The following is a 15,482-nucleotide window of genomic DNA, read 5'->3' as shown; positions in this document are numbered from 1 at the left end:
ATGCGCCGTATAGGCCGGCTGCCCGGGAATGCCAAGAGAAAATGCGCCTGAAATGGCGCGGATCAGGGCAGGATCAGATGAAGCGGCCCATGACGTTGTAGAAGACCTCGGGCAGCTCATCCATGCTGTAGCCGCCGGGATGGCTGGTGACCGCAAAGACGATCAATCCGCCGCCGATCAGAATGGCAATGGCCGCGGCCCTGGGGGCGCGGCCATCACTGAGAGCCGAAACGATGGACGGGAGCGCCAGAACCGACACGATAATCCCGATGACCAGAGCCAGGTCCGTATCCATGACGTCTCCCCTGAATTACCTTGGGGAAAGGTTACTCCGGATCGGTGCTGTAAATCAAACGTTCATCACAGGGCGCAACACGCAGAATGTTGGTTGTTCCCGGCACGTTGAAGGGCACACCGGCGGTGACGACGATCTGGTCGCCCTCGTTGGCGATGCCGCTGGCGCGGGCGGCGCGGGCGGCGTTGACCACGGCCTGTTTGAAGCGCTCGAGATCGCCGGTCACCACGCAGTAGCAGCCCCAGGTCAGCGCCATCATCCGCGCGGTGCCAAGCCGGTTGGTCATGGCGATGATCGGCACGCGGGGCCGTTCACGCGCCACCAGCGAGGCAGTTGTGCCCGACGAGGTGAAGCAGCAGATCGCCTTGATTTCGGTGGTCTCGGCAATCTCGCGCGCGGCGGCGACGATGCCGTCGGCGACCGAGTGGCGCTCGGCCTTGCGGCTGGCTTCGATGATGTCGGTGTAGTTCGGGTCGTTCTCGACCTCGATGGCCACGTTGTTCATCGTGGTCACGGCTTCGACCGGGTAGTCACCGGCGGCGCTTTCAGCGCTCAGCATGATGGCGTCGGCGCCCTCGTAGATGGCGTTCGACACGTCGGAGACCTCGGCGCGGGTCGGCATCGGGCTCTCGATCATGCTTTCCAGCATCTGGGTTGCGACGATCACCGGCTTGGCGGCGGCGCGGCACTTGCGCACGAGGCGCTTCTGGATCGGCGGCACGTTCTGCACCGGCAGTTCGACGCCAAGGTCGCCACGGGCGACCATGATGCCGTCAGAGGCATCGAGGATCTCGTCGAAGTTGGTGACAGCAGCAGGCTTTTCGATCTTGGACAGCACCGCGGCGCGGCCGTTGATCAGCTCGCGCGCTTCCCAGACGTCCTTGGGGCGCTGCACGAAGCTCAGCGCCATCCAGTCGACGCCCAGCTCGGCCACGAATTCCAGGTCCTTGCGGTCCTTTTCCGACAGCGCCGCCAGCGGCAGCACCACGTCGGGGACGTTCACGCCCTTGCGGTCGGAAATGACGCCGCCGGTGATGACCTTGCAGTTGGCAAAGTCGGCACCGCAGTTTTCCACCCGCAGGCGGATCTTGCCGTCGTTGACGAGCAGGTGCGCGCCCGGCTCGAGCGCGGCAAAGATTTCCTTGTGCGGCAGGCAGACCCGGTTGATGTCGCCCGGCGCCTTGTCGAGGTCGAGCCGGAAGGAGGCGCCCTCTTGCAGGTCCTGCGGACCGTCGCCGAAGGTGCCGACGCGCAGTTTCGGACCTTGAAGGTCGGCCAGGATGGCGATCGGGCTGTCACAGTCCTTTTCGACCTGGCGGATGATGGCGTGGCGTTCGGCGATCTCTTCATGCGAGCCGTGGCTCATGTTGAGCCGGAACACGTCCGCACCGGCTTCGTGCAGCTTGCGGATCATGTTGTAGTCGTTCGATGCCGGTCCGAGTGTGGCAACGATTTTAACTTTGCGGTCGCGTTTCATGGCGCGTAAGGCCCTTTCGGATATGGCAGACACATCGCGCAAGACCGGCGATGTTATCGCTAACAAATTTCACCCGTTCTATGCACCAATTCGACCTCGCAGGCAAGTCGGAGGCGCGGTACATATTCCCCCGGCCACATTACGAAGGGATGACATGAGCTTCCACCCCTATTGGACAGAAGGCGCAGATCGGCCCGGGCGCTGGCTGGTCACCTGCGATCATGCGACGAATACGGTTCCCAAAGCGGTTAATGGCGGCGATCTGGGGCTCGCGCCCGCTGACATGCGCCGGCACATCGCCTTTGACCCGGGGGCTCTGGGGGTCACGCGGCATTTGGGCGCGCTGCTGGATTCACCGGCGCTTTTCGCCAATTTCTCGCGGCTGGTGATCGATCCGAATCGCGGAGAGGACGATCCGACGCTGCTGATGAAGCTCTATGACGGCACGATCATTCCCGCCAATCGCCACGCCGATGCGGCGGAATGCGAGCGCCGGCTGAACGCCTATCACCGGCCCTATCACGCGGAATACTACCGGCTGGCCGCGCGCCGGCCCGACACGGTGGTCTGCGCGGTGCATTCCTTCACCCCGCAGCTTCAGGCCCGCCCGCCCCGGCCCTGGCATATCGGGATCCTCTATGCCCATGACGACCGCCTGGCGCTGCCCCTGATCGCGCGGCTCAAGCGCGAGCCTGACCTCGTGGTCGACGGCAACGTGCCCTACTCCGGCCATCTGCCGGGGGACAGCATCGAGCGGCATGCGTTGTCGATGGGACTGCCCAACATCCTGATAGAGATCCGCAACGACCTGATCGCCGAAGAGTCTACCCAGCGCGCCTGGGCCGAACGCCTGGCGCCGATCCTGAGCGAGGTTCTGGCGCAGACGGGGTTGTGATGGCTTTGCTCCCAGCGCGTTGACAGCGGCCAGAGGCCGCCGCGCATCGCCGGGCCGCCCCCCCGGCACGGCGATTTGGCTGACCAAAGCGCGCTGATCTGATCTTTTCCGGATTTGGCTGGGAAAAAGTGTTGCAGAACCGAGGAAGGCTCGCCGCACCGCGGCCCGACGCTGCGCGGCTCGCGTGAAAAACAAAGGGGCGGTTTGCAGACCGCCCCGCCAAGCTTACCTCAGATTCTCGATCGCCCTGACGATGGAGAAGATGTTGTGCGGCAGCTTCGCCGACTTGTCCAATTCGCCCAGGATCACCGTGGTCTCGCTGCCGCTGTCATCGCGGATCACCCATTGCCGCAGCTCCACCGGGTTGCCGGTGAACACCAGGTCGATGGTGCCGATCTCGGGCCGCTTGGGGTCGCGGGCGCGGACGATGGTCGAGGTGCCGTCATAGGTATGCGAGGTCACCATGCCCGACCGCGTCAGATCGACCGATTTCGCCAGAATGATGCTGAGCGGCGTGTCGCCCAGCGGATAGCGCTCGGGCGAACTGCCGACCTTCTTGTCGAAGATCGCCACCTCGCCGCCAGAGGCCAGCACCAGCGCCTTGGCCGGCGGGTTGTAGTCGAAGCGCGCCATGCCGGGGCGACGGATGGAGATCGTCCCGGTCGAGATCGAGCCGTCGTCGTTTATCTGGGTAAAGGAGCCCTTGGCCTGTTGCAGCTGGTTGAGATAGCCCGAAAGCTGCCCGAGCGACAGTTTCTCGGCCGCCGCAGGCAGCGCCGCCAGAGACACGCCGAGGGCGAGGATGAGGGTCTTGAAAGAACGCATGTGATTAGGTCTCTCTCGTTTATGCTGCCGTCAGTTTCGGCGATGTCGCATTGTTATGCGATATCACACCGGTTTCTGAGGCTGGATGTAGGGCCGCTTGCTGCACAGGGCAAACGCCGGGTGCAGATTGCCGCTCATAACTTCGTGTGCCCGGCGGAGCGTGGCGCGGCGAGTCTGGGGCCGGCGCACAGCCCCGCGCCCCCGGCGTCACCTGCCCTTGCGATTGATCAGCCGTGCCACGACCAGCAAAGCCGCTCCCGGCAGCAGGGGCACGATAAAGTTCAGCCCCATCAGCGGATCATCCGCCAAGTGGGCGTGGCCGCCGCCGATCAGAAAGATGAACAGGAACGCCCCGGAGGCCAGCGCGCCCAGAATCACCAGGACGATCCCGAGGCCGACAAGCGTGTGCTGCGCAAACTTGCGGTTCATCCCCGAAGCCGCCCCGCCACGTGATCAGCCCTGCTCGGGCACGAGGATCTCGCGTTTGCCGACGTGGTTCGAGGCGCTGACGACCCCCTCGTCCTCCATCTGCTCCACAAGGCGCGCGGCCTTGTTGTAGCCGATGGCCAGCTTGCGCTGGATGTAGGAGGTCGAGCACTTGCGGTCCTTGATGACAATCGCCACCGCCTGGTCGTAGAGCGCATCCTCGCCGTTGGTGTTGCCACCGGTGTTGAGGCCCAGCACCGCGTCGATGTTTTCGGCCTTGTCGTCATCGGGGCCCTGCACCACGCCGGAGACATAGGCCGGCGGCCCGAAGGCCTTGAGGTGGTTGACGATCTCCTCGACCTCTTCATCCGAGCAGAACGGACCGTGGCAGCGGGTGATCTTGGCGCCACCGGCCATGTAGAGCATGTCGCCCATGCCCAGCAGCTGCTCGGCACCCTGTTCACCGAGGATAGTGCGGCTGTCGATCTTGGACGTCACCTGGAAGGAAATGCGGGTCGGGAAGTTGGCCTTGATCGTGCCGGTGATGACATCGACCGAAGGCCGCTGTGTCGCCATGATCAGGTGGATGCCCGAGGCCCGGGCCATCTGTGCCAGGCGCTGGATGCAGGCCTCGATCTCCTTGCCGGCGACCATCATCAGGTCGGCCATCTCGTCGACGATGACGACGATAAAGGGCATCTTTTCGGGCGCGAATTCCTCGGTCTCGAAGATCGGCTCGCCGGTGTCGTCGTCAAACCCGGTCTGCACCGTGCGCTCGAACATCTCGTTCTTCTTCAGCGCGTCGGCCACGCGGGAATTGTAGCCGTCGATGTTGCGCACGCCCATCTTGGACATCTTGCGATAGCGCTCTTCCATCTCGCCCACGACCCATTTCAGCGCCACCACGGCCTTCTTGGGATCGGTCACCACCGGCGACAGCAGATGCGGAATGCCGTCATAGACCGAGAGTTCCAGCATCTTGGGGTCGATCATCACCAGCCGAAGGTCGTCCGGCGTCAGCTTGTAGAGCAGCGACAGGATCATCGTGTTGATCGCCACGGATTTACCGGAACCCGTCGTCCCCGCGATCAGCAGGTGAGGCATCTTGGCGAGGTTGGCGACGATCGGATCGCCGCCGATGTCCTTGCCCAGCGCCAGCGGCAGGGTGCGGTTGCCGTCGCCATAGTCGCGGCCCGAGAGGATCTCGCGGAAGGACACCATCTCGCGCTTCTCGTTGGGCAGTTCGATGCCGATCACCGAACGGCCCGGCACGGTCGAGACCCGCGCCGACAGCGCCGACATCGAGCGGGCGATATCGTCGGCAAGGCCGATCACGCGGCTGGCCTTGAGGCCCGGCGCGGGCTCAAGCTCGTACATTGTGACCACCGGACCGGGGCGGACCGAGACGATCTCGCCCTTCACGCCATAGTCGTCGAGCACCGATTCCAGCATGCGGGCGTTTTCTTCCAGCGCTTCGTCGGACAGCACGTGGCGTTCGATATTGGCCGGATCGGCCAGCAGCGCCAGCGGCGGCAGCTCGTATTCGGCATCCGCTGGGTCAAAGCCCAGCTCGGGCTGCGCCTCGGCACGGGCGCGTTTCGACATCGGCGCGGGTTTACGCACGGACTGCTGCACCACCTTCTTGGGCTCGGCCGGGGTGACCCGGGGTGCGGGCATGACGGGGGCCGGTTCGGTCACCGCCCATTCGTCCTCTTCCGGGGTGACAAAGCCGGAGCTGTCCTCGAGGAAGATATTGCGCGGCTCATCGTCGTCATAATGGGCCTCGGGCGTGAATTGAGCACCCCCCTGCACGGCAGGGGAGGGGGCCGCGCGAGCCGCAGCGGGTGCCGGAGCCTGCGGCGCGGCCGAGCGCTGCATCGCCGGCGCTTGCGGCGCGGCGGGCTGCTGCATCATCGGCGCTTGCGCTGCGGCGGGAGCCTGCGGCGCGGCGGGCTGGTGCTGTGTCTGAGCCTGCGGCGCGCTGCGCACGGCGGCCGGCGCCGGGGCGCGGCTGGCAACCGGCGAAACGGTCGGCGCAGGCGCTGCGCCCTGCGTCGGCACCGCCTGGGTCACGCGCGGCGCGACCGGGGTCGTGCGCGCGGGCGCGGGCGGCGCGGTCAGGGGCGGCTCGGCCGGCATGGCGGCGGCGGGCGCGGTCAGCGGCGGCTCGGCAAGCATGTCGGCGGCCGGCGCGGCAAGGCGCGGCTCGCCGGCGCTCAGCGGCGGCGTGGGGCGGAAGATCAGCGGATCGGGGCCACGGCCGCGGCCCTTGGTCAGCGGCGCCACGGTCTCGACCTGGATCGCCGGGTTGCGCCGCACCCGGTCCTTGATGACCGAGGTGATCTTGGCCTTGATCCGATCCTCGCCGGGCATGTCGGGCTCGATCAGCGGGCCGTCATTCTCGACCAGTTCGGGGAACGGCATCTCGTCCGGCGGGGTCTCGTCCGGCGGGGTCTCGGCACGGCGGATGAGCGAGGGCATGCGCGCCAGCAGGCCCGGCTTTTCCGGCTGGCTGTGGGCCGGCACTTCCTCGGGCACCGGCGGCACATAGGCGCGCGAGGCGGCGGCCTCGGCCTCGGCGGCCTGAAGTGCGGCCCATTCCTCGGCCTGACGCTGCTCTTCGGCGCGCTGCGCCCGGCGCTCGGCCTGACGGGCCTGCAATGTCTGCGCCGCGCTCACCGCGCCATGGGCGCCGCTGCCCAAGAGCTTGAGCAGGGTGGCATAGGCCATGATCACGCCGACCAGCAGGAAGCGACCGATGCTCTTGAGTTCCGGCAGGGTAAAGCCCAGCACGAAAGCGCCGACGGCGAGGATCGCCAGACCCATGACCAGCGAGGCCATCTTGACCACAAAGGACGAGCCCACCGGCATGGCGGTGAGTACCGAGCCAAGGACCGTGTCGCCGAACAAACCGCCAAGGCCGAAGGCATGGGTCCATTCCGGCCCCGGCACCAGCGTCGCTGCGTAGACTGCGGCCAGCGCAATGGCGATCGGGACAAAGACCGCCCGGCCCGCCGCGCGGTCGGAGCCCAGGTGCAGGGCAAAGCGCAGCCCCCAGGCAAGGAAGGCCACGGCGACGCCCCAGCTGCCCCAGCCGACGATCATGAACAAAGGTGCGGCAATCGAGGCACCGGCGCGGCCCATCCAGTTCTGCACCGGCGCATCGGTGGCTGACATCCAGGACGGGTCTTCAGGCGTGTAGGAATAGATCATCGCCGCCGCGGCCAGACCGACAAGGATCAGCGCGATGCCGAAAAGCTCCTTGCCGCGTTTTTCAACCGCAGCCTGCGTGTTGCTGTCAAGTAGCGGATCGCGTCCCCGTGCCTGAAAAGCCATTGTCACCTCACCTCGTACAGACAGTCGCGCAGGCGCGTGAGCCCGCGGCGCATGTCGTCTATTGGGGCCACCATGGCGACCCTGATGTATCCCTGTCCCGGGTTGTCCCCGGCCACGTCGCGCGACAGATAGGCGCCGGGCAGCACCCTGACGGCGGTCTCCTGCCAGGCCTTCAAAGCCGCGGTCTCGCCATCCGCCACCGGCAGCCAGAGGAAAAAGCCCGCCTCGGGGCCGGCATAGCCCGGCACGTCGGCAAAGACCTCGTCTGCCACGGTGTATTTCGCCTGATAGAGCGCGCGGTTCTCTTCCACATGCGCCTCGTCGGCCCAGACCTTTTCACTGACCTTCTGCAGCGGCAGCGGCAGCGGCGCGCCGGAATAGGCACGAAGCTGCTTGATTCGCGCGATGCTCTGCGGTCCGCCGGCAATGAAGCCCGAGCGCAGCCCCGGCAGGTTCGAGCGCTTGCTGAGCGAATTGATCAGCACCACCCGCTCGGGGTCGGCGCCCAGTTCGGCGGCGATCTCCAGCGCGCCGGTCGGCGGCGCGTCCCGGTAAATCTCGGAATAGCATTCGTCGGCGACGATGCGGAAATCGTATTTCTCGGCCAGCCGGATCAGCTCGCGCCAGTAGTCGGCGCTGGCAATCGCGCCCTGCGGATTGGCCGGCGAACAAATATAGGCCATGGCGGTGCGGTTCAGCACCTCCTCGGGCAGCCCGGCGCAATCCGGCAGATGGCCGGTCGCCTCGGTCGCCGGCACGAACACCGGTTCGGCCGCCACCGAGATCGCGGCGATCATGTAGACCTGGTAGAACGGGTTCGGCGTCAGGATCACCGGGCGCTGGCCGGCCTTCTGCTCAGGGCAGAGCGCCATGGCGGCGTTGTAGAGCCCTTCGCGAGAGCCGTTGAGCGGCATGATCTGGGTCTCGGCATCGAGCGTCACGCCGTAGCGCCGCTTTGCCCAGTCGGCAATCGCCACGCGCAGCTCCGGCGTGCCCTCGTTCGGCGGATATTTCCCGAAGCCCGCGACATTTTCGGCCAGAACCGCGCCCACGAAGTCCGGAAAGGCGTGCCGCGGCTCGCCGATGGTCATGTGCAGCACATCGGCCGCATGCGCCGGCGCCGGTGCATGCGGGTCAAGAAGCGCCCGCAGACGCGGGAACGCATAGGCCGGAAGGTTCGAAAACCGTTCGGGGAACATGGTGTTACTGCTTTTCTGCCTCGGATGACGGGGTCGTTTTCGCCCCGTTTGAGCCCGAGAATACGGCAGAGCCCCGCCCTCGTCCAGAAAAAGACACGATCCGGTAAGGGTTTGTGGCTTTTGGGCAAGCCCTTGTTTTTTGCAGGGCGGTGGCGCGCCGCGCAGGGTGGGCCGTTCTGCCCGCCTTCCGCTTGGTCAAGCCGTGTGCTTGCAATGGCAAGGGCGGCTGTGAGCGGAACGGCCCACCCTACGGTTCCACCGGGCACAACGCGCGCCGCGCCATCGCCAGACCGCGGGATGGCGATGGCGCGGCGGCCTGCGGCCTTGATTCCGCGCCTCCGCGCCGTCACCCCAAGGCCCGCTCCGCCGCAACCCCCAGCCGCAGCAACCTCTCCTCGGCCCAGGGCGGCGCCAGCATCTGCAGCCCGCAGGACGGCACTCCGGTCGGGAGGCTCAGCCCGCAGCCGCCCATCAGGTTGCCGATCCGGGTGTTGCGCAGAGTCAGCAGGTTCTCGGTGACGTAATAGTCGGGATCGCTCAGCAGCCGCTCGTGATCCGGCGGCAGGTTGGCCGCCGTCGGCGTCAGGACCGCGTCATAACCCGCCACCGCCTTGAAATAGGCCGCCTGACAGCGCCGCAGGATGTTCCATGCAACGATCAGCTCGCTGGCCCTGGCCTCGGCCCCGCTGCGGAACCGTTCGAGGATCGGCGCGAACATCTTTTCGGGCGCGGCCTCGATCACCTCGCCCCAGGTGCCATAGGCCTCCGGCGTATAGAGGATTCCCGACAGCGCCATCGCCTCGGTCACCTCGGGCACCTCGATCGGCTCGACCAGCGCGCCGGCAGCGCGCAACCGCTCGACCGCGCTCAAGAAGGCCGCTCGGGGCGCCTCGCGCACGCCCTCCATCGCCACGGTCTTCAAGACCGCAAAGCGCCGGCCCTTGAGGCTGGCGCCGCGCAGATCCGCCGGCCGGCGGCCCTCCAGCGCGGCCAGCAGCAGCGCCGCATCTTCGACCGTGCGCGCCAGCGGCCCGACGGTGTCGAAGGCCGGCGCCAGCGGCACCACGCCCTCGGTCGAAACCCGCCCATGGGTGGTCTTGAGCCCGACCAGATCGTTCCAGGCCGCCGGGATGCGCACCGACCCGCCGGTGTCCGAGCCGATCGCCCCCGCCGCCAACCCGTAGGCCAGCGAGGTGGCCGCGCCGGAGGACGACCCGCCCGGCACCGCCCCCTCACCGTTCACACAAGGCGGCGTCGCGGTCTTCGGGTTCAGCCCCAGGCCCGAAAAGGCAAATTCGCTCATATGAGTCTTGCCGAGGCAGACCAGCCCGGCGGCGCCGGCATTGCGCAAGACCTCGGCATCGCGCGCCGGCACCCGGCCCTCGAGCAACGCGGTGCCCGCTTCGGTGGCGACACCGGCAGTGTCGAAGAGGTCCTTCCACGACACCGGCACCCCGTCGAGCAGCGACAGCCGCTGACCGGCGCGCGCCCGTGCGGCCGCAGCCGCGGCCTCGGCGCGCGCCCGCGCCTCGGTCAGCCTGGCATAGGTGCTGGCGCCGTGTTCATGGCCGGCGATAGCCGTGAGGTAGGTCTCGGTCAGGGCCTCCGGGTCGATCTCTCCGGTGCCGATCCCCTGCCCCAGCTCCGCCGCCGTCATCCATAGCCAGTCCTGCATGTCGCGCCTCCTTTTTGCGGACGGTAGCGGCACCGAAGCACATGGACAATCCCGCCGCGCGGGTCATATTCGCGGCATGACCTATGACAGCGATATCCTGATCGTCGGCGGCGGGCTCAACGGCCCGCTGCTGGCGCTGGCCGCGGCCCAGGCCGGGTTTTCAGCAACGGTGATCGACGCCGCCGAGACCTCTGCCCACCGCGCCGACAATTTCGACGGCCGCTCCTATGCTCTGGCGCTGGCCTCGCAGCAGATGCTGGCGGCGCTGGGGCTCTGGGACAGGCTGGCATCCGAGGCGCAGCCGATGCTCGACATCAAGGTCTCTGACGGCCGCGCCGGCGACGGGCCGGCGCCGTTCTTTCTGCATTTCGATCACCACGAGATCGAGGAAGGCCCGATGGGCTTCATGGTCGAGGACCGGCACCTGCGCCGCACCCTGCTCGACACCATGGAGGCCGAGCCAGCGATCACCCATCTGCCCGGCGAGACCGTGACCGCCCAGACCACCGACGCCCAGCGCGCCAGCGTCACCCTTGCCTCGGGGCGCACGCTGACCGGCCGGCTGCTGATCGGCTGCGACGGCCGCGGCTCGGGCACCGCCAGCCGCGCCGGCATCTCCAGGACCGAGCGCGACTACGGCCAGACCGCGCTGGTCTGCGCCATCGCGCATGAGCGCCCGCATGGCGGCTGCGCGCAGCAGTTCTTCATGCCCTCGGGCCCGCTGGCGATCCTGCCGCTGACCGGCAACCGCAGCTCGATCGTCTGGAGCGAGAGCCATGCCCAGGCGGCGGCGATCCATGCGCTGTCGGACGAGGATTACCTTTCGGTGCTGCGTCCGCGCTTCGGCGATTTCCTGGGCGAGATCAGCATCGCCGGCGCGCGCTTCACCTATCCGCTGAGCCTGTCACTCGCCAACAGCCTGACCGCGCCGCGCCTGGCACTGGTGGGCGATGCGGCCCATGGCGTGCACCCGATTGCGGGCCAAGGGCTCAACGCCGGCTTCCGCGACATTGCCGCGCTCACCGAGGTGCTGACCGATGCCGCCCGGCGCGGCGAGGACATCGCGAGCCCGCTGGTGCTCGACCGCTACGCCGCGTGGCGCCGCTTTGACATTGCCACGCTGGCGACGGCGACGGACCTGTTCAACCGGCTGTTCTCCAACGACAACCCGCTGCTGCGCGCCGGGCGTGACATCGGCATGGGCGTGGTCAACGCCGTCCCGGCCCTGCGCCGCAGCTTCATCCGCGAGGCGGCGGGGCTGAGCGGGGATGTGCCGCGGTTGATGCAAGGCAAGCGGCTTTGAGCGGGCGGTGAGCGATCGCGCCCTGGCCTTGCGTCGGGGCCTCGTGGGGCAAGCGACAAGCGTTAGGCTTGATGTCGACCGGGAGGTCCCGGCGCAAGGCCGGGACGTGGGGGGCTTGAATTTGGGACTGAGCGCTGAGACCCCGACGGCGCACCGCCCACGATCCAACTGACAGGCCGATCATCGTCCATGAGGTCCCGGCGCGAAGGCCGGGACAGTGGCAACTTCTGACGTACCTTCCGACGCCGCCCCGGACCCGATCCGGGGCCTCCCGCCGGACGGAGGCCCTCCGTCACAAAACCCGAGACGCGGGCCTCAGTCCTCACGCCCCCAAGCCGCATCCTGCATCTCCCGCAGGCGCGAGGCGGTGCGCTCGAATTCAAACGCGCCGGAGCCTTCGACGTAGAGCATCTCCGGCTCGGCCGCCGCGCTGGCCACCAGCTTGACGCGGGCCTCGTAGAGCGCATCCACCAGAGTCACGAAGCGCTTGGCCTCGTTGAAGTTGGAGCGGCCGAGCTGCGGGATGTTCTCGAGGATCAGCACCCGCGCGGCCTCGGCCAGGGCGAGGTAATCGGCGGGGCCCAGCGGCCGCCCGCAGAGGTCGTAGAAACTGGCCCGCGCCACACCGTTGTGAAAGGCCGGGATCTCGACCTCGCGCTTGTTGACCACCAGCGTCAGCGGCGCGCCCTGCCCGCCGGTCAGATGCTCCCAGACCTGCTCGATTTCCTGTCGGGAATGGTCGTTCGCGGGGGTGAAGTAGACCTGCGCGCCGGAGAGCCGGTCCTGGCGGTAATCGCGCGGGCTCATCAGTTCCCAAACCACGAGGTTCTGCTTGATGATCTCGATGAAGGGCAGGAAGAGCTGCCGGTTCAGCCCGTCCTTGTAGAGATCGTCCGGCACCCGGTTCGAGGTGGTCACCACCACCACGCCGGCCTCGAACAGGAACTCGAAGAGCCGCCCCACCACCATGGCATCGGTGATATCGGTGATCTGCATCTCGTCGAAGGCCAGGCAGCGCAGCCCCTCGGCCACCTTCTTTGCCACCGGCGCCAGTGCGTCCTTGGCGCCGGACTGCCGGGCGGAATGCATGCCCTTGTGCACCTCTTGCATGAAGGCGTGAAAATGCACCCGCCGCACTGCAATGTCCTGGGATGTCAGGGTTTCGGCAAAGAGGTCCATCAGCATCGACTTGCCGCGCCCCACCCCGCCCCAGAGGTAGAGCCCCTTGGGCGGCTCTGGCGCCTTGCGGAACAGCCCGCGCCTGACCGGCTGCGCCAGCGCCGCGCGGATGCGTTCGAACTCGGGCAGCACGGCCTCTTGAGCGTCGTCCGCCTCGAGCGTGCCTGCGGCCACGCGGGCGGCGTAAATGTCCTGCATCGTCTTCATGCGCTGCACATAGCGCGCCGTGGCGACCTTGCCCAGAGGCGGATGGTCGGGAGGGGCCGGCGGCGTGGGGTGTGGGGTTTGACCTGCGCGCACCGGGCCAACCTGGACGGTCGACTGCCGCGCACCGCCCAAAGCCAAACGGTCGACCTGCGCGCACCGCCGTCCCGGACTTGATCCGGGACCTCATGGCCCGAACGGTGAGGCCCCGGATCACGTCCGGGGCGGCGATCCCCAACCAAACAGCCGAGGCCCATTCCACCCGCGAATCGTATCCATCACAATTGCTGAATTGACGCCGCGCACTCATCAAGTAATGTCGCCCTCGTTTTCCACGAGGGAGGCCGCCATGCAGGCCCGCACACCGCTGTTCACCCCGGTTCTGATCGTCGGCTGTTTCATCATGCTGCTGAGCTTTGCAGTACGCGCGAGCTTTGGCGTCTTTCAGATCCCGATCGCCGAGGAGTTCGGCTGGCTCCGGGCCGAGTTCTCGCTTGCCATCGCCATCCAGAACCTCGCCTGGGGCATCGGCCAGCCGCTGTTCGGCCTCTTGGGCGAGCGGCTGGGCGACCGGGTGGCAATCGTGGTCGGCGGGGTGATGTATGCGGCGGGGCTGGTGCTGTCGTCCTTTGCGGTGACGCCCGAGGCGCACCAGCTGCTCGAAATCCTCGTGGGCTTCGGTATTGCCGGCACCGGCTTTGGCGTGATCCTTGCCGTGGTGGGCCGCGCCAGTTCGGACGAGAACCGCTCGATGAGTCTCGCCATTGCCACCGCCGCCGGCAGCGCCGGCCAGGTCTTTGGCGCGCCGGTGGCGGAATACCTGCTCGGGCTGATGGCCTGGCAGAGCGTTTTTCTGGTCTTTGCAGTGGTGATCCTCGGCTCGCTGCTGTCGCTGCCGCTGATGCGCGCGCCGCAGAGCGCCAGCAAGGCCGAGCTGGAGGAAAGCATGGGCGTGATCCTCGGCCGGGCCTTCCGCGATCCCTCCTACACGCTGATCTTTCTGGGGTTCTTCTCCTGCGGCTACCAGCTGGCCTTTGTCACCGCGCATTTCCCGGCGCTGGTGACCGAGATGTGCGGGCCGATCCAGCCCGGCGGGGTTTTGCATTCGCTGGGCATCACCACCACCTCGGCATTGGGGGCCTGGGCGATTTCGCTGATCGGGCTGGCCAATATCGCCGGCACCCTGACCGCCGGCTATCTCGGCAAGCGTTATTCAAGGAAATACCTGCTGGCCGGCATCTACGCCGGGCGGACCATCGTGGCGGCGATGTTCATCCTGTTCCCGATCACCCCGGAAACGGTGCTGCTGTTCTCGGTCACCATGGGCGCGCTGTGGCTGGCCACGGTGCCGCTGACCTCGGGGCTGATCGCGCATCTCTACGGGCTGCGCTACATGGGCACGCTCTATGGCATCGTCTTCTTCAGCCACCAGTTGGGCAGCTTCCTAGGCGTCTGGCTGGGCGGGCGGATGTACGACCTTTACGGCGACTACACCCTGGTCTGGTGGATCGGCGTCGGCGTCGGCGCCTTCTCGGCCATCGTGCACCTGCCGGTGAAGGAGCACCGCCCCCTGCCCGTCGCCGCCTGACAGGCAAGGGTCGCGCGGCCGGGCTGGCTCACATGGTGAGCTCGTTCCACTCGCTCGCCGCGCCCTCCATCGGGCCCACGGTCATGTCGGCGTAGTCCGGGATGATCGTGCTGTCCTTGACGTTGCGCTTTTCCTCGACGAAGAGCTCGACCCCGGCCTCTGGCACGCCATAATCGGTGTGGAAGACGAAGTAGTCGTCGGGCGTGCCTTCCTGCTCGATCTCCAGCAGCATGTAGCGATTGCCCGCGGCGTCGCTGACCCAATAGAAACACTCGGCATAAAGCTGGGCGCCATTGCCGACCTCGGTGCCGTTGGTATCGACCACGGTGCCGGTCTGGCCGGTCTCGTCGTCGGCGTATTCGCTGGTCAGGTTGTCGCCGGACAGGCTGGTGTCGTCGTCCGACACCGTGATCGTGAGCGTCGGCGCGTCGGGCATCACGAAGGAGTGGCCGACAAACAGGTTCTTGTAGCCGTCCATCGTCAGATCGAATTCGTTGAAGGCGGTAAAGCTGTACTCGGTGAAGGGATCGGGGTCCGGCTCCGGTTCGGGCTCGGGCTCTGGCTCGGGGTCCGGCGTGACGCCCCCGGCGGTCAGGTCGGCGTAATCCGGCAGGATGGTGCTTTCCTTGACGTTGTGCTTCGATTCCACCGTCAGGTACGTGCCCGCCGCCGGCACGCCATAGTCGGCGTGAAAGGCAAAGGCATCGCCGCTGGCACCTTCCTGTTCGATCTCGATCAGGCAGTAGAGTGTGCCGGCGGAATCGCTGACCCAGAAATAGGCCTCGCCGTAGATCTGCCCGCCGTTGCCCTGCTCCACGCCGTCTGCATCGGTGATCGTGGCGGTCTGGCCGGTGGTGTCATCCGCCTGCTCGCTGGTCAGATTGTCACCTGACAAGCTGCCGTCATCGTCGGTGACGGTGATCGTCAGCGTCGGCGCGTCGGGCATGAGGAGCGTATCGCCGACAAAGAAGTTCGAGGATCCGTTCAAGGTAAGGTCGGTTTCCGCCAGGGCGGTAAATGAAAATGTCGGCATGGTCACATCTCCTGAATGCAATATGCCCGGGCCGGCAATACCTTTCG

General features: G+C 67.0%; 12 protein-coding genes. 3 read left to right on the top strand and 9 right to left on the bottom strand.

Features of this window, described 5'->3' with window-relative positions:
* Window positions 1-73: 73 nt before the first annotated feature.
* A complete protein-coding gene (locus ACN0SE_RS13570) occupies window positions 74-295 on the bottom strand; it encodes a hypothetical protein (RefSeq protein ID WP_417525066.1) in 222 nt (73 codons plus the stop codon).
* Between the two features lie 31 nt (window positions 296-326).
* The gene (gene pyk / locus ACN0SE_RS13565; protein WP_417525065.1) at window positions 327-1,772 is read right to left on the bottom strand and encodes a pyruvate kinase; all 1,446 of its coding nucleotides are present in this window, start codon (window positions 1,770-1,772) and stop codon (window positions 327-329) included.
* A 154-nt stretch (window positions 1,773-1,926) separates the two neighbouring features.
* Between pyk and ACN0SE_RS13560 the strand changes: the two genes are divergently transcribed.
* On the top strand, window positions 1,927-2,667 hold the full coding sequence (locus tag ACN0SE_RS13560) for an N-formylglutamate amidohydrolase (protein ID WP_417525064.1): 741 nt from the start codon (window positions 1,927-1,929) through the stop codon (window positions 2,665-2,667).
* Between the two features lie 225 nt (window positions 2,668-2,892).
* On the opposite strand, the gene ACN0SE_RS13555 is transcribed toward ACN0SE_RS13560, so the two are convergent.
* The 5 genes from ACN0SE_RS13555 to ACN0SE_RS13535 form a co-directional block, all read right to left on the bottom strand.
* Complete coding sequence (locus tag ACN0SE_RS13555; RefSeq protein ID WP_417525063.1) at window positions 2,893-3,492, bottom strand: LolA family protein; 600 nt, start codon at window positions 3,490-3,492, stop codon at window positions 2,893-2,895.
* A 207-nt stretch (window positions 3,493-3,699) separates the two neighbouring features.
* Window positions 3,700-3,921: a hypothetical protein gene (locus ACN0SE_RS13550; RefSeq protein ID WP_417525062.1), complete on the bottom strand. Its 222-nt coding sequence runs from the start codon at window positions 3,919-3,921 to the stop codon at window positions 3,700-3,702.
* A gap of 24 nt (window positions 3,922-3,945) precedes the next feature.
* Window positions 3,946-7,254 carry a DNA translocase FtsK 4TM domain-containing protein gene (locus tag ACN0SE_RS13545; protein WP_417525061.1) on the bottom strand — a complete coding sequence of 1,103 codons (3,309 nt, stop codon included), beginning with the start codon at window positions 7,252-7,254 and terminating at the stop codon, window positions 3,946-3,948.
* Window positions 7,255-7,256: 2 nt separating this feature from the next.
* A complete protein-coding gene (locus ACN0SE_RS13540) occupies window positions 7,257-8,453 on the bottom strand; it encodes an aminotransferase class I/II-fold pyridoxal phosphate-dependent enzyme (RefSeq protein ID WP_417525060.1) in 1,197 nt (398 codons plus the stop codon).
* Between the two features lie 346 nt (window positions 8,454-8,799).
* On the bottom strand, window positions 8,800-10,128 hold the full coding sequence (locus ACN0SE_RS13535) for an amidase (protein WP_417525059.1): 1,329 nt from the start codon (window positions 10,126-10,128) through the stop codon (window positions 8,800-8,802).
* Window positions 10,129-10,204: 76 nt separating this feature from the next.
* Here ACN0SE_RS13535 and ACN0SE_RS13530 point away from each other — a divergent pair, with 76 nt between their 5' ends.
* Window positions 10,205-11,431: an FAD-dependent monooxygenase gene (locus ACN0SE_RS13530; RefSeq protein WP_417525058.1), complete on the top strand. Its 1,227-nt coding sequence runs from the start codon at window positions 10,205-10,207 to the stop codon at window positions 11,429-11,431.
* A gap of 315 nt (window positions 11,432-11,746) precedes the next feature.
* Here the strand turns inward: ACN0SE_RS13530 and zapE are convergent, their stop codons facing one another.
* Window positions 11,747-12,817, bottom strand: coding sequence for a cell division protein ZapE (gene zapE / locus ACN0SE_RS13525; RefSeq protein WP_417525057.1), 1,071 nt, complete (start codon window positions 12,815-12,817; stop codon window positions 11,747-11,749).
* A gap of 346 nt (window positions 12,818-13,163) precedes the next feature.
* Between zapE and ACN0SE_RS13520 the strand changes: the two genes are divergently transcribed.
* Window positions 13,164-14,402 (top strand): MFS transporter, encoded by a 1,239-nt coding sequence (locus ACN0SE_RS13520; RefSeq protein ID WP_417525056.1) that lies wholly within the window; start codon window positions 13,164-13,166, stop codon window positions 14,400-14,402.
* Window positions 14,403-14,430: 28 nt separating this feature from the next.
* Here ACN0SE_RS13520 and ACN0SE_RS13515 read toward each other — a convergent pair whose 3' ends face one another.
* On the bottom strand, window positions 14,431-15,435 hold the full coding sequence (locus ACN0SE_RS13515) for a hypothetical protein (protein ID WP_417525055.1): 1,005 nt from the start codon (window positions 15,433-15,435) through the stop codon (window positions 14,431-14,433).
* Window positions 15,436-15,482 lie beyond the last annotated feature (47 nt).

This window comes from Marinovum sp., from assembly GCF_048263515.1.
Taxonomy (GTDB): domain Bacteria; phylum Pseudomonadota; class Alphaproteobacteria; order Rhodobacterales; family Rhodobacteraceae; genus Marinovum.
This window is presented reverse-complemented; position numbering and strand designations above follow the sequence as displayed.